Source organism: Flavobacterium sp. FlaQc-47, assembly GCF_044006475.1.
Lineage (GTDB): Bacteria > Bacteroidota > Bacteroidia > Flavobacteriales > Flavobacteriaceae > Flavobacterium.
Genome location: NZ_JBIPCQ010000004.1, coordinates 459325 through 479649, shown reverse-complemented (window position 1 = coordinate 479649; position 20325 = coordinate 459325). Strand labels below are relative to the sequence as shown.

At 33.6% G+C, this 20325-nt stretch carries 22 protein-coding genes; 16 read left to right on the top strand and 6 right to left on the bottom strand.

The genetic code is table 11. From position 1 onward, the window contains the following. Nucleotides 1–547 precede the first annotated feature (547 nt). From ACHRVX_RS15300 to ACHRVX_RS15285, 4 genes are all read right to left on the bottom strand, one after another. Nucleotides 548–1069, bottom strand: coding sequence for a GNAT family N-acetyltransferase (locus tag ACHRVX_RS15300; protein WP_395333702.1), 522 nt, complete (start codon nt 1067–1069; stop codon nt 548–550). A 28-nt stretch (nt 1070–1097) separates the two neighbouring features. After that, on the bottom strand, nt 1098–1577 hold the full coding sequence (locus tag ACHRVX_RS15295; RefSeq protein WP_395333700.1) for a DUF6691 family protein: 480 nt from the start codon (nt 1575–1577) through the stop codon (nt 1098–1100). A gap of 28 nt (nt 1578–1605) precedes the next feature. Continuing rightward, a complete protein-coding gene (locus tag ACHRVX_RS15290; protein WP_395333698.1) occupies nt 1606–2175 on the bottom strand; it encodes a YeeE/YedE family protein in 570 nt (189 codons plus the stop codon). Between the two features lie 263 nt (nt 2176–2438). Next, the gene (locus ACHRVX_RS15285) at nt 2439–3857 is read right to left on the bottom strand and encodes a rhodanese-like domain-containing protein (RefSeq protein WP_395333696.1); all 1419 of its coding nucleotides are present in this window, start codon (nt 3855–3857) and stop codon (nt 2439–2441) included. 298 nt (nt 3858–4155) lie between these two features. On the opposite strand from ACHRVX_RS15285, the gene ACHRVX_RS15280 reads away from it, so the two are divergent. The 7 genes from ACHRVX_RS15280 (at nt 4156) to ACHRVX_RS15250 (ending at nt 9389) form a co-directional block, all read left to right on the top strand. Beyond that, nucleotides 4156–4749, top strand: coding sequence for an HD family hydrolase (locus tag ACHRVX_RS15280; RefSeq protein WP_395333694.1), 594 nt, complete (start codon nt 4156–4158; stop codon nt 4747–4749). A 234-nt stretch (nt 4750–4983) separates the two neighbouring features. Continuing rightward, a complete protein-coding gene (locus tag ACHRVX_RS15275) occupies nt 4984–6330 on the top strand; it encodes a cytochrome ubiquinol oxidase subunit I (protein ID WP_395333692.1) in 1347 nt (448 codons plus the stop codon). A 2-nt stretch (nt 6331–6332) separates the two neighbouring features. Beyond that, nucleotides 6333–7409, top strand: coding sequence for a cytochrome d ubiquinol oxidase subunit II (cydB, locus tag ACHRVX_RS15270; RefSeq protein ID WP_395333690.1), 1077 nt, complete (start codon nt 6333–6335; stop codon nt 7407–7409). 193 nt (nt 7410–7602) lie between these two features. Then, nucleotides 7603–7983 carry a hypothetical protein gene (locus ACHRVX_RS15265; protein ID WP_395333688.1) on the top strand — a complete coding sequence of 127 codons (381 nt, stop codon included), beginning with the start codon at nt 7603–7605 and terminating at the stop codon, nt 7981–7983. A 129-nt stretch (nt 7984–8112) separates the two neighbouring features. Continuing rightward, nucleotides 8113–8526, top strand: a complete 414-nt coding sequence (locus ACHRVX_RS15260) for a helix-turn-helix domain-containing protein (RefSeq protein WP_395333686.1) — start codon at nt 8113–8115, stop codon at nt 8524–8526. A gap of 19 nt (nt 8527–8545) precedes the next feature. After that, on the top strand, nt 8546–8953 hold the full coding sequence (locus tag ACHRVX_RS15255; protein WP_395333684.1) for a helix-turn-helix domain-containing protein: 408 nt from the start codon (nt 8546–8548) through the stop codon (nt 8951–8953). Nucleotides 8954–8972: 19 nt separating this feature from the next. After that, nucleotides 8973–9389: a helix-turn-helix domain-containing protein gene (locus ACHRVX_RS15250; RefSeq protein ID WP_395333682.1), complete on the top strand. Its 417-nt coding sequence runs from the start codon at nt 8973–8975 to the stop codon at nt 9387–9389. Nucleotides 9390–9673: 284 nt separating this feature from the next. Here the strand turns inward: ACHRVX_RS15250 and ACHRVX_RS15245 are convergent, their stop codons facing one another. Together ACHRVX_RS15245 and ACHRVX_RS15240 are read right to left on the bottom strand one after the other, a co-directional pair. Beyond that, nucleotides 9674–10459, bottom strand: coding sequence for a sulfite exporter TauE/SafE family protein (locus ACHRVX_RS15245; RefSeq protein ID WP_395333680.1), 786 nt, complete (start codon nt 10457–10459; stop codon nt 9674–9676). A gap of 272 nt (nt 10460–10731) precedes the next feature. Continuing rightward, nucleotides 10732–11358, bottom strand: a complete 627-nt coding sequence (locus tag ACHRVX_RS15240; protein WP_395333678.1) for a Crp/Fnr family transcriptional regulator — start codon at nt 11356–11358, stop codon at nt 10732–10734. A 598-nt stretch (nt 11359–11956) separates the two neighbouring features. Between ACHRVX_RS15240 and ACHRVX_RS15235 the strand changes: the two genes are divergently transcribed. The 9 genes from ACHRVX_RS15235 (at nt 11957) to ACHRVX_RS15195 (ending at nt 20298) form a co-directional block, all read left to right on the top strand. Beyond that, nucleotides 11957–12268 carry a rhodanese-like domain-containing protein gene (locus ACHRVX_RS15235; protein WP_395333677.1) on the top strand — a complete coding sequence of 104 codons (312 nt, stop codon included), beginning with the start codon at nt 11957–11959 and terminating at the stop codon, nt 12266–12268. Between the two features lie 74 nt (nt 12269–12342). Beyond that, the gene (locus tag ACHRVX_RS15230; RefSeq protein WP_395333675.1) at nt 12343–13923 is read left to right on the top strand and encodes an NADP-dependent glyceraldehyde-3-phosphate dehydrogenase; all 1581 of its coding nucleotides are present in this window, start codon (nt 12343–12345) and stop codon (nt 13921–13923) included. A 149-nt stretch (nt 13924–14072) separates the two neighbouring features. Next, nucleotides 14073–14684, top strand: coding sequence for a hypothetical protein (locus ACHRVX_RS15225; protein ID WP_395333673.1), 612 nt, complete (start codon nt 14073–14075; stop codon nt 14682–14684). Between the two features lie 163 nt (nt 14685–14847). Continuing rightward, entirely contained in the window at nt 14848–16719 is a 1872-nt protein-coding gene (locus ACHRVX_RS15220) for a M1 family metallopeptidase (protein ID WP_395333671.1), read from the top strand. A 21-nt stretch (nt 16720–16740) separates the two neighbouring features. After that, complete coding sequence (locus tag ACHRVX_RS15215) at nt 16741–17133, top strand: ACT domain-containing protein (protein ID WP_395333670.1); 393 nt, start codon at nt 16741–16743, stop codon at nt 17131–17133. Nucleotides 17134–17313: 180 nt separating this feature from the next. After that, nucleotides 17314–17931: a hypothetical protein gene (locus ACHRVX_RS15210; RefSeq protein WP_395333668.1), complete on the top strand. Its 618-nt coding sequence runs from the start codon at nt 17314–17316 to the stop codon at nt 17929–17931. A gap of 74 nt (nt 17932–18005) precedes the next feature. Further along, nucleotides 18006–18410, top strand: coding sequence for a GNAT family N-acetyltransferase (locus ACHRVX_RS15205; RefSeq protein ID WP_395333666.1), 405 nt, complete (start codon nt 18006–18008; stop codon nt 18408–18410). A 258-nt stretch (nt 18411–18668) separates the two neighbouring features. Beyond that, on the top strand, nt 18669–19040 hold the full coding sequence (locus ACHRVX_RS15200; RefSeq protein WP_395333664.1) for a hypothetical protein: 372 nt from the start codon (nt 18669–18671) through the stop codon (nt 19038–19040). Nucleotides 19041–19215: 175 nt separating this feature from the next. Continuing rightward, nucleotides 19216–20298 carry an efflux RND transporter periplasmic adaptor subunit gene (locus ACHRVX_RS15195; RefSeq protein ID WP_395333662.1) on the top strand — a complete coding sequence of 361 codons (1083 nt, stop codon included), beginning with the start codon at nt 19216–19218 and terminating at the stop codon, nt 20296–20298. Nucleotides 20299–20325: the final 27 nt, after the last annotated feature.

Here is a 20325-nt window from a genome sequence, read left to right as displayed (position 1 = left end):
CTGTTGCGTACCTACGGCACGCTGGATTTAATTCTATTCCTATTAACTACCGATATTTAGTGCCTAACGGCACAAATTCTAAGTAAACCGTACCGGTTTTTAAAACCTGTACGGTTTCTCGTATAATGGTTTGCGTGAGAGATAGGAGCAAATGTCATTAAGTTAAGTTTTTTTGATAATTATGATTAATTTGAACCAAGAGTTGAAATGTGCCGTTAGGCACTACAAATTGGTAGTTAATATAGATTAGCAATACGTTGGCGTGCCGTAGGTACGCAACAAAATTATAACTGTTGGATACTTACGGCACGCTGGATTACTTCTATTCCTATTAACTACCGATTTGTAGTGCCTAACGGCACAAATTGTAAGTAAACTGGACAGGTTTTAAAAACCTGCCCGGTTTCTGGTATGTTGGTTTGCGTGAGGGATAGGAGGAAACTGCCGAAGCAGTGCGGATAGCCCGACAGTATTTAATAAAAGGCCTAATGAGCGCAAACTGCATTAGGCCTTTTATTAAATGGTGGCACGCCCAAATAATTAAATTTTAAATCAACTTTTTTTCGAATGCTTTTCTAGCCGCACCTCTAAAAAAAACCTCACCACAATAGGTATAACTTAATCGGTCCAAAATTTTAAGCATTGGAACATTGTCAAAATTCGTATCTACTTTAATGCTGTAGATATTCTGTGTGAGGCATAAATCCTCTATATTTTCAAAAAGTTTTGTGGCAATACCTTTTCCTTTAGCTAATTTTGATACCGCTACACGATGTACAACAGCATAATCACCATTGGTGAGCCATTTGCCTTGTATGTCTTCGTAAGCAGGTTCTTTGTCGAATATGATGGCAGCGTAACATAAAATCAAGTCATTCTCTGTGAGTACATATGCGTAACCATTTTGTATATCGTTCTGGATTGTAAGTTCATTAGGATATCCGTCTTGCCATTGCGTGCTTCCGTCTTGTCGTCTTTGTTCGATTGCATCTTGCAGGATAGTCCAGATTAAAGGGACTTCAGAAAGATCTGCTTTCCTTAAAATTAGCTGTTCTGTTGTTTTGTTCATTTTTTAAGTATTAAGCGTAGATCAAATTTTAATGAGGTAATTTATCTTTAATCAAACCGTAAAACCAGGTTCCTAAAATAGCACTTAGTAAAGTAACCACAATTACAGTAACTCCGGTACCAATTTGAGCAAACAAAGGTCCGGGACAAGCTCCGGTAATCGCCCAGCCAAAGCCAAATAATAATCCGCCGTAGATTTGTCCTTTGCTGAAAGTCTTAGGCTGAATTTCTATTTTTTCTCCCTGAAGGGTTTTAATATTGAATCTTTTGATGATTTGAACTGAGATAATTCCAACAATAACTGCGCTTCCAATTACGCCATACATAAAGAAGGATTGCAACTGAAACATTTCCTGAATACGAAACCAACTAATGATTTCGGCTTTTACAAATACAATTCCGAAAAGAATTCCAACCAACATATATTTTAAGTTTGAGAATCCTGAATCTTTCAATTGGCTTCCGTTGATTCCTTCTGTATCTGTATTTTTATTTTCTAAATTATTCATTTTTAAAATTTTAAAGTGAAGGAATATCTTAAAGAGCAAGAATATAAGGAAGAATCAAATTCGCCATAATAAAACCGCCAATCATAAAACAAATTGTCGCTACTAATGAAGGCCATTGTAAATTTGAAATTCCCATAATGGCGTGTCCGCTTGTACATCCGCCGGCATAACGAGTTCCAAAACCTACCAAAAATCCTCCAACCACAATCATAATAAATCCGCGAATTGTGAAAAGACTTTCCCAAGAAAAAAGTTCTTTCGGCAATAAACCGGAACGATCCGTGATTCCGTAAGAGTTCAATTGTTCTGAAAGTTTGGCAGTAATTTCAACCGGATTTGGATTAGATAAAAAGTAAGTTGCGATTATTCCGCCAAGGAAAATTCCGAAAACGAAGAATAAATTCCAGCTTTCTTTTTTCCAGTCGTATTTAAAAAACGAAATATTCGCCGGAATACAAGCCGCGCAAATATGACGAAGCGAAGAACTTATCCCAAAAGATTTATTCCCTATAATCAATAAAATAGGAACGGTCAATCCAATCAACGGACCTGAAACGTACCAAGGCCAAGGTTCTCTCAAAATTTCTAGTAGGTTCATTTTTTTTTAAATTAGATTTTTTTTTTACCATATAAGTGATATAAGCAATTATAAGCTGCCGTTTAAATCGCGCTGAACTTGTTAAGCTCATATAATCTGTATATTTTTTTTTACCTTATAAAGTCATATAAGTTATTATAAGTTGGAGTTTAATCGCGCTGAACTTATATGAGATCATATAATTTTAGCCACTTTAGAATTAAAACGCACCGTAATTAAATGAACTTAAATAACTTATATGGTGAAAAATTTATATTCAACTTTTATGCTTTCAGCACCTTGCTCTGGCAAACGAAATCTGATTTTGGGATATTTGTTTTTGCAATTGCTCCAAAACCACCGTCAATTTCGGTAAAATTTCTGAAACCGCGAGCTTGTAATATAGAAGCTGCGATCATACTGCGATATCCTCCGGCACAATGCAAATAAAAATGCTCGTTTGGGTCAATGTCTTTTACCCAGTCATTTATAAAAGCCAAAGGTTTATTGTATGCATCATCGATATGTTCAGCACTGTATTCGGTTTCTTTACGAATGTCGATTACTTTATCTTCTTCAATTTTAAATTGACTTGCAAATTGATCTGCCGAAATTCTATTTACGGTATCAGTTTCAAAACCCGCTTTTTCCCAGGCTTCAAAACCTCCGTCAAGATGCCCGATAATCGAATCGAAACCTACACGGCTTAAACGCGTTACGGTTTCTTCTTCGAGACCAGCTTCGGTTATTAATATAATAGGTTGTTTTACATCGGCAACCAAAGTTCCAACCCACGGCGCAAAATCACCGTTAATTCCTATATTGATCGATTGCGGAATATATCCTTTGTAAAAATCAGCGCTTTTTCTGGTATCTAAAATCAATGCTCCGGTTTCTTCGGCAACAGCCTCAAAATCTTTTACATCAATCGCTTTCATTCCGTTATGTAAAACACTTTCAAAACTTTCATAACCACCTTTGTTCATGGCAACATTCATGCTGAAATAGGCTGGAGGAGGCAATAAACCGTCTGTAACTTCCGTGATAAATTCGGCTTCAGTCATATTGGCGCGCAAAGCATAATTATTTGCTTTTTGATTCCCAATTGTTGAAACGGTTTCTTTGCTCATGTTTTTTCCGCAGGCACTTCCGGCTCCGTGCGCGGGATAAACAATAACATCATCTGCAAGAGTCATTATTTTATCTCTTAAGGAATGAAATAAAATTCCGGCTAATTGATCCTGAGTCATTCCGGCTGCTTTTTGTGCCAAATCAGGACGACCAACATCACCAATAAATAAAGTATCTCCGGAGAAAATCGCGTGATCTTTTCCGTTTTCGTCAATCAGTAAATACGTTGTGCTTTCCATAGTGTGACCAGGAGTATGCAAGGCTTTAATGGTAATTTTCCCAACCTTAAATTCTTGTCCGTCTTTGGCAGAAATACAATCAAATTCGCAAGCTGCATTAGGACCGTAAACAATTGGCGCCTGAGTTTCTTTGCTTAAATCAATATGTCCTGAAACAAAATCAGCGTGGAAATGCGTTTCGAAAATGTATTTCAATTTTACATTATCGCGTTCTAAACGATCTAAATAAGGCTGAATTTCTCTAAGCGGATCAATAATCGCAGCTTCGCCATTTGAAGTTATATAGTAAGCACCTTGCGCAAGGCATCCGGTGTAAATTTGTTCTATTTTCATGATAAATATTCTAAAAATATGGGAATACAAAGGTAACCTACTTTTTTATTAAATAGGGTGACTAATGTTACACAAATTTGATTTTTATGTAAAAAATGGAATTTTCACCATATAAGTTATATAAGTAAATTTAAGCCTTCGCGCAATCACTTTATGCTAAATTAATTTTTAACATATAGGTAATATAAGTAAATTTAAGGCTTTACGTAATTTGCCTTATGCTAAAATGAACTTATATAACTTATATGGTGAGAAAAAAAAATCTACGTAATTTTGCAACTCTACAAAAATCATTTCTATGAACACAGAAGATTTATTAAATCAGATTGCTTTTATAAAAGAGATTGATAAAGTAAAATATATTCAGCGTAAAACGAAGCTGTTCAATAGCGATCGAAACGAAAATGACGCAGAACACAGTTGGCATCTTGCGTTAATGGCAATTGTTTTGGCAGGACATTCAAATGAGCCAATTGATATTTTGAAAGTGGTAAAAATGGTATTGATACATGATATTGTAGAAATAGACGCAGGAGATGTTTTTATATACGATACTCAAAAAAATCATGATAATACCGATGAAGAAAGATTGGCGGCAAATCGTATTTTTGGTTTGCTTCCGCAGAAACAAGCCGAAGAAATGATTGCCATTTGGGAAGAATTTGAAGCAGGGGAAACCAACGAAGCCAAATTTGCAAAATCAATGGACAGATTAGAGCCTTTACTTCAAAATACATCTAATGATGGTGGAACATGGAAAGAATTCGACGTAAATTATACCAAAGTCTATGAAAAAAAGAGTGTTATAAAAGATGGTTCAAAAACGATATGGAATTATGCCGAAGGATTAATAAATGAAAGTGTAGCAAAAGGAATTTTGAAAGACGAGTAGTTTTTTTACACAATCTTGTCATTTCGACGAAGGAGAAATCTTCGCAAAGTAGCTCCTCACTGAGAATCAAATCTTTGTCGAGTTTCTCGCGGAGATTTCTCCTTCGTCGAAATGACAAACTTTGGCAAAATTGTTGAAAAGTTTAACAAATACTAGCGGATAAACTTTTTTTAAAGGCAGGAATTTCGGGTTTTAATGGGTAAATTTGTGGGACTTCATAAATAAAATACCACTATGGAAGAAATGCTTTTTTATGACCGAATGCAATTCGCCTTCACCATTACTTTTCACTATCTTTTTCCGCAACTTACAATGGGTCTTTCGCTGATCATTGTTTATTTTAAATGGAAATACCTTAAAACCAAAAACGAACAATACAATCACGCCACACATTTCTGGATGAAAATTTTCGCCCTGAATTTTGCAATGGGGGTTGTTACCGGAATCCCAATGGAGTTTCAGTTTGGAACCAATTGGGCAAAATTCTCTGAATTAACCGGTGGAATTATCGGTCAGACTTTAGCGATGGAAGGAATGTTTTCCTTTTTCTTAGAATCGTCTTTCCTCGGAATCTTTTTATTTGGAGAAAAAATAATTGGACATAAATGGCATTTTGTCACCGGAGTATTAATTATGATTGGCTCCTGGGCAAGCGGATATCTTATTATAGCGACACATTCGTGGATGCAAAATCCTGTGGGTTATGAAATTCTCGAAAACGGAAGATTTGTTCTGACAAATTTCAAAGCTTTATTTCTGAATCCGTGGTTATGGCCTTCGTATTTGCATAATCAGGCAGCGTCATTGGTTACAAGTTCATTTGTTGTGGCGGGAATTGGAGCATTTTATATTTTAAGCCAGAAGAATGTTTCTTTTGGGAAATTATTCCTGAAAACAGGCGTAATCTTCGGATTGATTTCGAGTATTATTGTTGCCGTTCCTACGGGAGATTTACTGGCTAAAAATGTTGTAAAATATCAACCGGTAACTTTTGCCGCAATGGAAGGGATTTTTCATACCGAGAAAAAAGGTTCTGAAATTGTTTTAATAGGTCAGCCCGATGTAAAAGATAAAAAACTGGACAATAAAATCGCGGTTCCTAATATCCTGAGTTTCCTTACTTACGGTAGTTGGCATCAGGAAATAAAAGGATTGGACCAGTTTGAAGAAGATCTTCACCCAACCAATATTTCCGGATTGTATTATGCGTATCATATTATGGTGGGACTGGGAACTATATTTATAGGTTTGATGGCTTTGGCGCTTTTTCAATTGATCAGAAAAAAATTATTCGAGACCAAATGGATTTTATGGTCGTTGATGTTTATGATGCCGTTTCCGTACATCGCCAATACAACAGGTTGGTACACCGCCGAATTAGGAAGACAACCCTGGCTTGTTTATAATTTATTACGAACTTCTGCGGGAGCTTCACCAACGGTTTCATCCGGAAATACCTTGTTTACTTTACTGGGTTTTATAGGATTGTATCTTTTACTTGGAATGTTGTTTTTACTGTTGATTGGAAAAATAATCAATAAAGGACCTCATAATGTTGAACTGAATTCAGAAAAAATATAATTATGGAATTTTTTTGGTATGTTGTTTTAATGGGAATTCTCGCCGTTTATATTGTATTAGACGGTTATGATTTTGGAGCAGGAATTATTCATTTATTTTTAGCTAAAAACGAAAAAGATAAAAAAGCAATTACAAGCGCTATTGGTCCGTTTTGGGATGCTAATGAAGTTTGGATAATTGCAGCGGGAGGCGTTTTGTTTTTTGCTTTTCCTACCTTATACGCTTCATCATTCAGCGGATTTTATTTGCCGTTGATCATGATTTTATGGCTTTTGATTTTCCGTGCGATTGGTCTGGAAATGCGCGGACAAGTACATCACCCCATGTGGGAAGCCATTTGGGATAAAGCTTTCGGGATCGCAAGTTTGCTTTTAGCATTGTTCTTCGGGATTGCTTTGGGGAATATTGTTCGCGGGGTAAATCTGGGAATGGTAACAAACGGAGTTTCAACTCAGGAAGCACATTTTTTCTTTTTGCCTTTATGGAATCCAACTTTTAGTCCGCAAGCGAATGAATTAGGAATCATCGACTGGTTTACGCTTTTCCTGGGAATTGTAAGCGTTGTGGCCTTGTCAATTCACGGTGCCAACTGGATTATTTATAAAACCAATTCGTCGTTGAATCCGCAACTGAAAAATGTGGTTTTTAAACTCAATATCGTTTTACTGGTTTTGGTTTGTATTTCATTACAAATCTGGCATTTTATTGAACCAAGACCTTTTCATAATTTTGTCGAAAATCCAATTCTTTGGTTTTTCCCGATAATGGCTTTTGTTGGGATTTTAGGCTTATTCAAAGTTCGTTCCTGGCAAAAAGACGGAATGGGATTTTTGTTTTCGACTTTATTTCTGGTTGGAGGTTTTGCTTCAACAGCCGTTTCGATTTTCCCGAATGTTTTGCCTTCGACAAATAAAGTAAATCCTTCATTAACCATTTATAATACTGCCGCCGAAGAATATGGATTGAATGCCGGAATGAGTTGGTTTTTTATCGCTTTGTTTTTGGTAATTATTTATTTTATTGTTCAGTATAGAGTTTTTAGTGGTAAAATGGATGAAGTTGGGTACGGAGAACATTGATTTTTTTTTGCCACGAATTTCACAAATTTTCACGAATTAATTATATGAATAGCCGTTGGTTTTAACCAACGGTTTTTTAGTTTTAGTAAGAATGGCTTTAGCCGAATGTTGCGTATATTTGGCTAAAGCCGAAGTGAAATCTTTACTAAACTCAGTTGTTTAAAACCAACGGCTGTCAAATCAAAATAAAAATATGAAAGCTTTAGAATTATCAGATAAACATTGGAAAAATATTTTAAATATTGTAACTATTGTTTTTGCAATTTTTCTTTTTATCAAGGCTTTTTTTATAGATACTGATAAAAAAAGATTTGAAGAATCAATAAAAAATATTGAAGAAGAAAATTTCCAAGGCTATGTTATCGGTAAAGGATTTGAAAGGTTTAATCATAATGCATTAATGATATATCTGAGTAATAATACCAAGTTTGCTGTTTTTGGACAATTTTGGGCAGAAATCAAGATTGGGGATTCAGTTGTAAAGAAAAAAGGAGAAACAATTATTACAGTTTATAGAAATAAAGAAAAATTTGTATTAGATAATAAAGAAATAATTTATTCTTGGGAAAAATAAATCTGCACTATCTTTACGAATTAAACTTTGACAAAGATCAATTAAAGGATGTAAAACGTATCTTACAAAAAAGAATCTGTATTTTACCATATCTATATTTTTCTAAAGAATTTTAAATATCTTTGAACTATGAGCACAGCAACAAAACCAAAACATATTGGACGAAATATAAGCCGAATCAGAGAGCTTAAAGGAATGAAACAAGAGATTCTCGCGGAAGCTATTGGTATAAGCCAACAAACTATTTCCAGCATTGAAGGAAGTGAGGAAGTTGAGAATAAAAGACTTGTAGAAATTGCAAAAGTTCTTGGAGTTACGGTGGAAGCGATTGAAAACTTTTCTGAAGAATCAGTTTTTAATTTTTTTAATAATTTTTATGATAACAGTGCAAGTAATGGACAAGGAGCATCTGGACCTATTTTTACTTTCAATCCGTTAGATAAAATGGTTGAGCTTTACGAACGTTTGGTTCTGGCTGAAAAAGAGTTAGTTAATGCCGAAAAAGAAAAAGTTCAATATCTTGAAAAACTTTTGAATAAATAGAAATCTCAACTTTTGAACTATGAGCACAGTAACAAAACAAAAACATATTGGACGAAATATAAGCCGAATCAGAGAGCTTAAAGGAATGAAACAAGAAATTCTTGCGGAAGCTATTGGCTTAAGCCAACAAACTGTTTCTAATATTGAAGGAAGCGAAGAAGTTGATAGTAACAAACTTGAACAAATTGCAAAAGCGCTTGGAGTTACGGTGGAAGCGATTGAAAACTTTTCGGAAGAAAGTATTATCAATTATTTTAACACATTTAATGAATCTGTTTCAGGTAGTTTTATAACCAATAATTCTTGTACTTTCAATCCGTTAGATAAAGTGGTTGAACTTTACGAACGTTTAGTTATTGCCGAAAAAGAATTAGTTAATGCCGAAAAAGAAAAAGTTCAATATCTTGAAAAACTTTTGAATAAATAGAAATCTCAACTTTTGAACTATGAGCACAGCAACAAAACCAAAACATATTGGACGAAATATAAGCCGAATAAGAGAGCTTAAAGGAATGAAACAAGAAATTCTCGCGGAAGCTATTGGCTTAAGCCAACAAACTGTTTCTAATATTGAAGGAAGCGAAGAAGTTGATAGTAACAAACTTGTACAAATTGCAAAAGTTCTTGGAGTTACGGTAGAAGCAATTGAAAACTTTTCGGAAGAATCAGTTTTTAATTTTTTTAATAATTTCTATGATAATAGTTCAAGTCAGGGAAATAGCTTTAATCAAGGTATGTTTGCTACTTTCAATCCTTTAGAGAAAATAGTTGAACTTTACGAACGTTTGGTTCTGGCCGAAAAAGAATTAGTTAATGCTGAAAAAGAAAAAGTGCAATATCTTGAAAAACTTTTGAATAAATAGAAATACTTGGATTTGCGTTAGGGATAGGAACGATATCTCCCGATTTAGAAAAACAAGGCTTTTTAGCCGTAGTTTTTGTTAACCGGGAATTTAGTGGATAGCCCGACCGAAGGGAACGCCCAAAAAAATACAAATCCGTTTACTCTCAGGAATAAACGGATTTTTTAGTTCTCATCTTTGTTAATCACATTTGCAACGATTGTGGGCTTTTCTGAGCGAAATTACTTGATGAGATTCCTCTTTCCTCGGAATGACAATGATTGAAAAATCTGCGAGAGAAAGATCTAAAACAAAACCTCTTTCGTAATAATATAAAATCCCATTACGAGAACAAACCAGCCAAAAATAGGTTTTAGTTTGGATCCATCGATTTTTTTAGAAAGCTGACTTCCTATAATCATTCCAATAAGTGCCATTCCAGAAACGCTTAGTAAAAAAGGATAATTTATGGGAGTGCCAATGTATAAATCACCTCCAAAACCTATTGTTGAATTTATTGAGATTATCAATAATGATGTTCCTACGGCTTGTTTCATAGGTAAATTAGCGAAAAAGAGCAAAGCAGGAATGATGAGAAATCCTCCGCCGGCACCAAGAAATCCTGTTATGATCCCGACTACGAAACCTATTATACTAAGTTGAATATAATTGGTTTCGTTTGTTTTTATTTCGGGTTTATTTTTACGGATCATCGAGATTGCTGCCGTTATCATCAATATCGAAAAGATTATCATAATCAGGAAATCTTTTGAAACAGAATATGATGCAATTGAAAATAGTGTGGAAGCAATTTGAGGAAAAATAACTTCGCGAATTATCAAAATCGAAATCACGGAAGGAATCGCAAAATACAAAGCCGATTTCAATTTTAGATTTCCCATTTTATAATGGCTGAAACTCCCAAACATGGCAGTTAATCCCACAATAAATAGTGAATATGATGTGGCTTGCTCGGGATTTATCTTGAATAAATACACTAATATAGGAATGGTCAATATCGATCCGCCTCCGCCAATTAAGCCCAGCGAAATCCCGATAATGATCGAAGCAAAATAACCTAAATATTCCATTGCATTTGTTTTATACAAAGGTGCTTTGATAAATAGAAATGTACAGTAACATTTATCACATAAGGATAATTTTGAATTATTGCCCACAGGTTTTACGGGTCAAACTGGTTTTCGCGGGTTTATTTTTTTATTTTATTACATTTATGGTAGTCGAAATGCTTTGTGGGTTCGCGACTTCGCTCGAACTGACAAAACAGAGCTTTCACTATCACGAAAAAAAGAAAAATCTGTAAAAATCCGTTCGATCCATAAAACCCGTGGGCTAAACATTTTTATTTCAAAAGTTCTATTTGGTTTCTATTGAGTTTGACTAAACCTCGTTGTTCCATTTTTTTTAGTAATCTTGAAACGACTTCGCGTGAGGTGTTTAATTCGGTTGCGATTTCCTGATGCGAAAGGTTAACTTGAGAACAACCACAAGCTTCTGAATGACGTTTTAGATAAAACTCCAAACGCTCATCCATAGAACGGAAAGCAATATTATCAACAACTTCAAGAACTTCTTCAAAGCGGCTTCTATACGTTTCGATTACAAATTCATACCAGGTTCTGTGTTCCATCATCCATTTATCCATCATTTGCAACGGAATCATCATAACCGAAACATCTTCGACAACTTTTGCCATGATTTGGCTTTTTTCACTTTTAGCAGTGCAAATCATCGAAATCGCGCAGGCTTGTCCGGGTTGCAAATAGTACATTAAAAATTCGCCGCCATCTTCGCCTTCGCGGTAGATTTTGATTTTTCCTTTGGTGATTAAAACGGTGTTTTTAATATATTGTCCGGTTCGCATTAAAATGGTTCCAGCTTCAAAATTCTGCGGACTTCCATTTTCTTCTATAGTCGAAATAAGTTCAGTAGAGAAATTAGGAAATATATTTTTAAGGGAGTTTTGCATTTTTTATTGTTGGAGATTATTGACCCACGGATTTTACGGATTGAACGGGTTTTTACAAGTTTTTCTTTTGCCACGAATTTCTCGAATTAATGTGTGGCGATTTTTTTAAACACATAGAGACATAGCTTTTAGAAATCATGAAAGGCATTTCACTTTTTAATACATACACATAGCTATGTGACAATAATGTGTTATTTTATTTTGCTCTATTCTCAAAATAATAAATCTATGTTTCTATGTGTTGAAATTTTATTTTTCGACATGAATATGAATTGCACGAAGTTGTACTAATTAATTCGTGAAATTCGTGGCTAAACTTTTTTATGAAATAGAAATTAAAATATATAATTTATTACAAAGATAGAAGATTGATAGCTTATTAATTATCAGAAAACTATATTTTGATGCATTTTATGAAAATGAAAAAATCCTATTTTCTATCGATTTTATAGACTGTATTTTTAAAAATAGTGAGTAAATTTGTATTTCACTGATTATAATACTTTCTCTAAAACGTTTTCTGAGAATAATAATCGAAATCGCATTTGGCACGTTTTTAATTAATAGAAACGTCGTAATTTTACAAAAAACAGATACTATGAATTTATCACAAGAAGATTGGGTTAATCAGCTTGCTGCTGACGAGAATGCAGTTATACTGGACGTTAGAACTCAGGACGAATTTAATGACGGCTATATCGAGAATGCCGTAAACATTGACATTAATAAAGGTCAGGGTTTTATTTATGAAATTGAAGAGTTAGATAAAAATAAAAATTATTACGTGTATTGCCGTTCAGGAGCCAGAAGTGCAAAAGCATGTCAGGTTATGAATGAGTTAGGTATAAATAATGCCTATAACCTGCTTGGCGGAATCCTGGATTGGGAAGGCGAAACCATAAATCCATAAAACAAATTAAGAGGCACTATAAGCCTCTTTTTTCTTTTAAGCGCTATTAATAACCAAACATAAATTACCAGATTATGAGTTTAATACCCGAAGAATATCAAATAAAAACCATTATAAATCAGGATACTTATCTTGTAAACGGAGAGTTGAAAAAATGGTCAGGACAAACCACGCCTGTTTTTTCGACCATTTCTTCTACAGAAAAATATACGCCAACATTATTGGGATCAATTCCCTTTATGGGAGAAAAAGAAGCCGCTGAAGTTGTTGAAGCTGCTAATGGAGCTTATAATAAAGGCCAAGGATTATGGCCAACAATGAAAGTTGCTGACCGTATTAAATGTATGGAAAATTTCGTGCGACAAATGAAGGAAACCCGTGAGGAAGTAGTGAAACTTTTGATGTGGGAAATAGGCAAAAACCTGGGCGATTCGCAAAAAGAATTTGACAGAACGGTAGAATATATTCAGGATACAATTGATAGTTATAAGGAATTAAACGGTCGTAGTTCGCATTTTGAAAAAGTTCAGGGCGTGAATGCCATGATTCGCCGCGGACCTCTTGGGGTTGTATTGTGTCTTGGACCATACAATTATCCGCTAAACGAAACTTTTTCATTGTTGATTCCCGCAATAATTATGGGTAATACGGTTATTTTTAAACCTGCAAAACATGGTGTTTTATGTATTTCACCATTATTACACGCTTTTAGAAGCAGTTTTCCTAAAGGTGTAATTAATATTGTTTACGGTCGTGGTCGCGAAGTGGCTTCCCCGATAATGAAATCAGGAAAAATTGATGTTTTGGCATTAATCGGGAACAGTAAATCTGCGATTGCGTTACAGGATCAACATCCAAATAAAAACAGATTGCGTTTGATTCTTGGTTTAGAAGCTAAAAATCCAGCGATTATTTTACCGGACGCTGATTTAGATCTGGCAATTCAGGAATGTATTGCAGGAAGTTTGTCTTTTAACGGTCAGCGTTGTACGGCTTTAAAAGTACTTTATGTGCATGAATCAATTGCCGAAGAATTTAATAAACGTTTCTCTGAAAAAGTTGATGGTTTGGTATTTGGGAATCCTTGGGAAAAAGGAGTTTCGTTAACACCACTTCCTGAAGCCGAAAAACCAGCTTATATTCAGGGTTTAATTGACGATGCAACTTCTAAAGGTGCAAAAATACTCAACGAAAAAGGAGGTAAACATACTGAGAATTATATTTTTCCAGCCGTTTTGTATCCTGTAGATAAAAATATGCGTGTGTATCACGAAGAACAATTTGGTCCTGTTGTGCCTATTATTTCGTTTAAACATATTGATGAACCACTGGATGATATGGCCGAATCAAATTATGGTCAACAAGTAAGTTTGTTCGGGAAGGATATTAAAACTCTGGCTCCGCTTATTGATTCGTTAGTGAATTTAGTTTGCAGGGTAAACCTGAACAGTTCTTGCCAGAGAGGTCCGGATGCGTTTCCGTTTACAGGTCGTAAAGATTCGGCTGTTGGAACTTTAAGTATTCCTGATGCATTGCGTTCATTCTCCATTCGTACGTTTGTGGCTTCAAAAGATATCGCTTATAATAATGAAATTTTGCAGGAATTGCTAAACAGCAAGGAATCGAATTTTATTAATACCGATTATATTTTGTAGCTATCGAGGTTATATATTAATTGTAGATACCGTCTTCTTCTTTTTGAACAAGGCGGTTTTTATTTAAATAAAATCTTACATTTTTATTGTTTGGTAAACTAATCGCACTATTTTTACCAAATAAAAATTTAAGAAAAATATTACATTAAATGAAAAAAACTACAATAATATTGCTTCTCTTTTGTTCAGTGTATTCATGGTCACAAAACGATAAAAAATTATTTCTTCAAAAAAACAAATACAGTCTCGCAGTTTCATGTCTGCAGAACAAACAATTGGATAAAGCTATTGATTCCTTTTTATTCGCTTATAAAATTAATCCGGAATCAGAAACAGGAAAAATCTCAAAAGTTAAAATAGATTCATTAATACCAATAGTTAGAAAAAATCTGGTGAATCAACTCACAGGGACATGGAAGCTAATAGGAAACCAACCTATTTGGATCCTTAAAAAGCAAGTGAATAATAAAGTTAGTGATACGATGATGATGATTACAAGCGATCAAATTTCGTATTACGTAAAAAATATTAAATCAAGTGAGCAAAAGTTTCTTAAAGCCGATAAAATAGAGTTTTATAATGGTTTTGAAGCGAATAACCAAGTTACAGAAATGGTAGATTCAGTCAATGAACTATGGCTTTTTGTTATTGATGCATCTTCAAAGAATCTTCGCATAATTAATACCGGTAATAAAACGATCTCAGGCAGAAATAGCATTTATTTAGATAATAAGGAACTCTATTATACCAGAGTTAAATAAAAAATAATTTTGTTGATTGTTCTATTTTAAACCGTCTATTACTTTTAGAATTAGGCGGTTTTTATATTTTAAAAAATAATTTTACTGATAATTGTAACTTTAAGTTAAAAAAATCTTCTAATATTATAAACAATATTAAATCATCAAAATCCAAAAACCACTTATGATAAAAAAATCACTTCAATTACTGTTTATAGCTTTTTTATTTTTGGCACAAAATAGTTTCGCCCAGGATCTTTATATGCCAAGAAATATAAAAGATGCTTACGCGAAAGGAACGCGCTCGATGGACGGAAAACCCGGAAAAAACTATTGGCAGAATCACGGGAAATATACTATGGAAATTAGTGTAGATCCAAAAACAAAAATCGTTAGCGGAACTGAAACTATTGTTTATGAAAATAATAGTACAGATACATTAAAGAATTTGCCAATTCGTTTTGTAAATAATCTGCACAAGCCATCTTCGCCAAGAAGCGGAAGTGTAAGTGATGATTTTTTAAGCGATGGTTTGACAATTACTTCATTGAAAATTGAGGGAGAAGTTTATAAAGAAGATGGAAGAAAATGGGGAACAGTGGGGAATATCAAAATGAAAAAACCAGTTGCGCCACATACTAAAGTTACTATCAATATCGATTGGAATTATCCTTTATCAAAAGAAAGCGGAAGAGAAGGACAAATAGACGAAACAACATTTTTTGTTGCCTATAGTTATCCTCGTGTAAGTGTTTTTGATGATTATAATAAATGGGACAGATTGCCTCACACAGATCGTCAGGAGTTTTATAATGATTTTAATGACTATACATTTACAGTAAAAGCGCCTAAAAATTATGTGGTTTATGCAACGGGAGATTTGTTAAATCCTGATGATGTTTTACAACCGGAATTTTCGGCACGCTTAAAAAAATCATATACAACAGATGAAATTCTGCATATTGCAAACGAGCAAGAATTGCAAACGGGAATAGTGACAAAACAAAATGACTGGAATGTCTGGAAATTTGAAGCTAAAAATATCTCAGATGTTTGTTTTGGTTTAAGCGATCATTATTTATGGGATGCGAGCAGCGTAATTGTCGATAAAAAAACAAATCGTCGTGCAAGTGTTCAGGCAGCTTATGATAGTAAAGGAACTGATTTTGTGAATTCGGTAAAAAATAACCAATATGCTTTAGATTATTTTTCACACAGTTGGCCCGGAGTTCCGTATCCGTTTTCTAAAATGACGGCTTTTCAGGGTTTCGCAGATATGGAATATCCTATGATGTGTAACGATTCACAAATGGGTGATCCTGTTTTTGCACAATTGGTTCAGGATCATGAAGTAGCGCATACGTATTTTCCGTTTTATATGGGAATCAACGAAACACGTTATGCCTTTATGGATGAAGGCTGGGCAACAACTTTTGAATATTTAATAGGAATAGCAGAACATGGAAAAGAAGCTGCGGATAAATTTTACAAACAATTTAGAGTACAAGGATATATCAAAGATAAATCAGCCGAAGAAGATCAGCCCATCATCTCCATGTCATCTCAGGTGTCTGATGCAGGTTATGGAAATAATTCTTACGGAAAAGCTTCTCTTTCCTACCTTGCTTTAAAAGATTTATTGGGTGATGATTTGTTTAAAAAATCGCTTCACGCTTATATGGATAATTGGAATGGCAAACACCCAATTCCTTGGGATTATTTTAATTCCTTCAATACAGCTTCAGGAAAAAACCTGAACTGGTTTTTTAACAACTGGTTTTTCACGAATAATTATATCGATATCTCGGTAAAAAATGTGGCTAAAAATGTAGTTACTGTCGAAAATGTGGGCGGTTTTGCAATTCCGTTTGATGTAATGGTTACCTATTCAGATAATACAACAGAAACTTTACATCAAACTCCTGCAGTCTGGCAGGCAAATTCTAAAGCTGTTACTATTGCTTTAAAAAGTAACAAGCAAGTGAAACAAATTACTGTTGACGGTGGTATTTTTATGGATGCAACACCAGAGAATAATACTTTTGCTGTTAAATAATTGATTGAATAAAACCAAAATATGTCCGGAGAAAAAGATTTACAGGAATTACTTAAAAGCATGAAGCCGGAATATAATTCAGGCGATTATGTTTTTTGTAAAATCGATAATTTAGAAAATGTGAATCTTGATAAAATTGAAATGTTTTTTAAAGAAAAAGAAGCGATCACTTTAATTCTAAAAAAAGAAATTGCTGATACATTAAAACTGGATTACTCGGTTGTCATGTCCTGGATAACGCTTACAGTTCATTCGTCATTAGAAGCTGTGGGTTTAACAGCGGCATTTTCAAAAGCACTTTCAGAGCATGAAATTAGCTGTAATGTTGTAGCCGCTTTTTATCACGATCATATTTTTGTGAATAAAAAAGATACCGATAAAGCCATGCAAATCCTGCATTCTTTCTCTAAATAATTTGATTTTTAAATTTCGTCAGAAAACGAATATCGTAAAAAAAGGAAGTCTAAAGCAGAGACTTCCTTTTTTTTATTACCAAAACCTTGCTTTTTTTATAAATAAAACAAATGTGGGAAACCGTAAACGTAATCCAAATTAAAAAACTACGTTTGCAAAAAATAAAAACCAACATTGTTAATGAAAAGAAAATTACTATTTATCGTTTTATTAATTGCTTTTAAAACAGTAGCTCAAAACAATTCAAAAATTGCATTTCAAAAGAGCAGATACGAATTAGCTGTTGCATCATACAAAAAGGCAGATTTTGAAAAAGCAATTGATTTATTTTATGTTGCTTCTAAAATTAAACCTGATAGTGAAATAGGTATAGAATCTATAAAAAAAGTAGATACTCTAAAAACGATTTTAAGACAAGATATAATGACCCATGCTTTGGGTACCTGGAAAATGATTGGTGATAAACCAGTCTGGGCAGCCAAACAAACGAGTGATTATACAAATAAAGATTTTGATGAAATTGTGGTAATAACACAAAATGAGATTTTATTTTATCAGAAGAATACCAAAACGCAGGAAAAGAAATTGATCAAAACAGAGAAATTAGCGTACTATAATAAAGAACAATCAGATGCTTTGTTTTCTGATGTTATTTTATCAGATGGTACAATCTGGAATTGCAATATAAATGACGATGGAAATGAATTACATGTTATTAATGTAGGTAAAACAGGAGAGAACGGTGTCGAAAAAATAACCAGCAATAACATAGAACGATTTTATGTTAAAGTAAAATAGCCAAAAGGGAATCAATTTGATTCCCTTTTTTTATGCATAATAAGTAAATTTGTATTCTTGAATAAATACTGTTTATGGAAATAAAAGAAATTGAAGCTTCACAAACCTGGCAAATCAGGCATGAGGTAATGTGGCCGGATCAGCCTTTTGAATTTGTACAATTAGAAGAAGATGATTCAGGATTGCATTTTGGCGTTTTTGATCAGGAAAAATTAGTTTCAATTGTTTCTTGTTTTATTACTGATCAGGAAATGCAGTTTAGAAAATTAGCAACTTTAGAAGAATTTCAGCAAAAAGGAATCGCTTCTGAGCTTTTAAAATATATTTTGAAACTCGCAAAACAGAAAAAAATGAAAAAAGTCTGGTGCAATGCCAGAAAAAACAAGAAAACTTTTTACGAAAAATTTAAGATGATTGATACTCGTAAAACTTTTAATAAAGAGGGACAGGAATTTACTATAATGGAAATTTTACTGTAGAAGTAACAACGAAATTACCGAATAATATATAGAGCATCAATTATTTACGATTTTGATGGGTTTTACGTCATCTCAGCCTGATTCTTAATAGTATTGTAATTTGTGGTCTTTTTTTTATGATTTTTTCGCATAAAAAAATAAGAATTTAATATTATTTGTACTTAATAAAACAATGAAAACGTTTTCGCTTTTATTAAATGTTAAAGCTTATAAAAAAATCTTTTTTTGTTTCGATACTTTGCTTACTTTCGCACCCAAATGAGAAAGTTAATAGTATTTTTAGTATTCATGAATTTGCTTCTGCTTGGCGGAGGTCAATATCTTAATGCTGGTACTCCACAAAACTTTCATAAGCATACTCTTGAGAAAAAACACCGCGTGAAATTCACGAATCAGGATCAGGGATCTTCCATTATTGAAGATGCAGATATTGATGCTGAAGAGGAATATCTGGGAAGTGATGATCTTACTAATAAGTTTTTTGCAACAAACTACAGTTTACTTGATAATTGGTACCTTTCCTTTTCAAGCCAGACTATTGTAAATGATTACAATCGTTTTAAAATCTTCGTGCCATTTTGTGGCAACTCAAATCCTATCTACATTACTCAACGAGTTTTAAGAATTTGATTCAACAGTATACATCGGTTACCTAAGTTGTGATCCTGCATATCTTGTTGATGTATTTTTTTTCTACCTCATCTTATATGAAAGTTAAGTTCTAACTAAGGCTGCCTGATGCATTTTTTCATCTAAAGGAATCTCTGTATTCCAAGCATTCAATCGCTTAATTTCCAATAAAATCATGAAAAGAATTATCTTGTTCACAGGCTTAATTGCCTTTGTGTGCCTTACTAGTTGTACTACTAAAAAAGAAGAAAAAGAAGAAGTGGAAAAGTTTACTGTAACCAATCCGGTAAAAATCGATACTTCATTTACAAAACAATATGTTTCGCAGATTAAATCTGTTAGAAATATTGAGCTTCGTGCCCAGGAAAAAGGGTTTTTACAAAATATTTATGTTGATGAAGGGCAGTTTGTAAAAAAAGGACAGCTGTTGTTTAAAATTATGCCAAATATGTATCAGGCTGAGTTACTTAAAGCACAGGCTGAACAGAAATCTGTTGAAATTGAATTGCAAAATTCAAAATTATTGGCAGATAAAAATATCGTTTCTAAAAACGAACTAAGTGTAGCACAGGCAAAATTGCAATCTGCAAAAGCTGAGGTTTCATTAGCAAAACTACATTTATCATTTACTGAAATCAGAGCTCCGTTTGACGGAACAATTGACCGTATTCCTTTAAAATTAGGAAGTCTTATTGACGAAGGTGAATTGTTAACAAGCCTTTCAGACAATAGTGAAATGTTTGCTTACTTCAATGTATCTGAGCCTGAATATTTACAATACCAAACGGATATAAAGGACCGTGCTGAAAACAAAGTTTCATTGCTTTTAGCTAACGGAGAAGTTTTTAAATACAAAGGAAATGTAGAAGTTATCGAAAGTGAATTTAACAACGAAACAGGAAATATCGCTTTTAGAGCAAGATTCCCAAATACAGGTAAATTACTTAGAAACGGAGAAACAGGTCAGGTTCAAATGCTTGTTCCTCTTAAAAATGCGATCGTGATTCCGCAAAAAGCGACTTACGAAATTCAGGATAAAAAATATGTTTTCATCGTTGATAGAAACAATAAAGTAAGCTCTAAAGAAATTACAATTACAGGCGAAATCCCTGATTTATACGTAGTAAGCAGCGGAATTACTGAAAATGATAAAATTTTACTTGAAGGGGTTCAGAAAGTAAAAGAGAATGACAAGATCAACTTTACATACATAGCTCCTCAAAAGGTGGTTAATAATTTACGATTAAAAGCGGAATAAGTAATTCAGTGTCAGTATTCAGTAACA

Coding starts and splice junctions, on each gene's coding strand:
- ACHRVX_RS15255 (WP_395333684.1), top strand. CDS start 8,546: ATGAGCACAGTAACAAAACAAAAACATATTGGACGAAATATAAGCCGA.
- ACHRVX_RS15250 (WP_395333682.1), top strand. CDS start 8,973: ATGAGCACAGCAACAAAACCAAAACATATTGGACGAAATATAAGCCGA.
- ACHRVX_RS15195 (WP_395333662.1), top strand. CDS start 19,216: ATGAAAAGAATTATCTTGTTCACAGGCTTAATTGCCTTTGTGTGCCTT.
- ACHRVX_RS15210 (WP_395333668.1), top strand. CDS start 17,314: ATGAAAAGAAAATTACTATTTATCGTTTTATTAATTGCTTTTAAAACA.
- ACHRVX_RS15205 (WP_395333666.1), top strand. CDS start 18,006: ATGGAAATAAAAGAAATTGAAGCTTCACAAACCTGGCAAATCAGGCAT.
- ACHRVX_RS15245 (WP_395333680.1), bottom strand. CDS start 10,459: ATGGAATATTTAGGTTATTTTGCTTCGATCATTATCGGGATTTCGCTG.
- ACHRVX_RS15290 (WP_395333698.1), bottom strand. CDS start 2,175: ATGAACCTACTAGAAATTTTGAGAGAACCTTGGCCTTGGTACGTTTCA.
- ACHRVX_RS15295 (WP_395333700.1), bottom strand. CDS start 1,577: ATGAATAATTTAGAAAATAAAAATACAGATACAGAAGGAATCAACGGA.
- ACHRVX_RS15265 (WP_395333688.1), top strand. CDS start 7,603: ATGAAAGCTTTAGAATTATCAGATAAACATTGGAAAAATATTTTAAAT.
- ACHRVX_RS15225 (WP_395333673.1), top strand. CDS start 14,073: ATGAAAAAAACTACAATAATATTGCTTCTCTTTTGTTCAGTGTATTCA.
- cydB (WP_395333690.1), top strand. CDS start 6,333: ATGGAATTTTTTTGGTATGTTGTTTTAATGGGAATTCTCGCCGTTTAT.
- ACHRVX_RS15230 (WP_395333675.1), top strand. CDS start 12,343: ATGAGTTTAATACCCGAAGAATATCAAATAAAAACCATTATAAATCAG.
- ACHRVX_RS15280 (WP_395333694.1), top strand. CDS start 4,156: ATGAACACAGAAGATTTATTAAATCAGATTGCTTTTATAAAAGAGATT.
- ACHRVX_RS15215 (WP_395333670.1), top strand. CDS start 16,741: ATGTCCGGAGAAAAAGATTTACAGGAATTACTTAAAAGCATGAAGCCG.
- ACHRVX_RS15260 (WP_395333686.1), top strand. CDS start 8,113: ATGAGCACAGCAACAAAACCAAAACATATTGGACGAAATATAAGCCGA.
- ACHRVX_RS15240 (WP_395333678.1), bottom strand. CDS start 11,358: ATGCAAAACTCCCTTAAAAATATATTTCCTAATTTCTCTACTGAACTT.
- ACHRVX_RS15275 (WP_395333692.1), top strand. CDS start 4,984: ATGGAAGAAATGCTTTTTTATGACCGAATGCAATTCGCCTTCACCATT.
- ACHRVX_RS15220 (WP_395333671.1), top strand. CDS start 14,848: ATGATAAAAAAATCACTTCAATTACTGTTTATAGCTTTTTTATTTTTG.
- ACHRVX_RS15200 (WP_395333664.1), top strand. CDS start 18,669: ATGAGAAAGTTAATAGTATTTTTAGTATTCATGAATTTGCTTCTGCTT.
- ACHRVX_RS15235 (WP_395333677.1), top strand. CDS start 11,957: ATGAATTTATCACAAGAAGATTGGGTTAATCAGCTTGCTGCTGACGAG.
- ACHRVX_RS15300 (WP_395333702.1), bottom strand. CDS start 1,069: ATGAACAAAACAACAGAACAGCTAATTTTAAGGAAAGCAGATCTTTCT.
- ACHRVX_RS15285 (WP_395333696.1), bottom strand. CDS start 3,857: ATGAAAATAGAACAAATTTACACCGGATGCCTTGCGCAAGGTGCTTAC.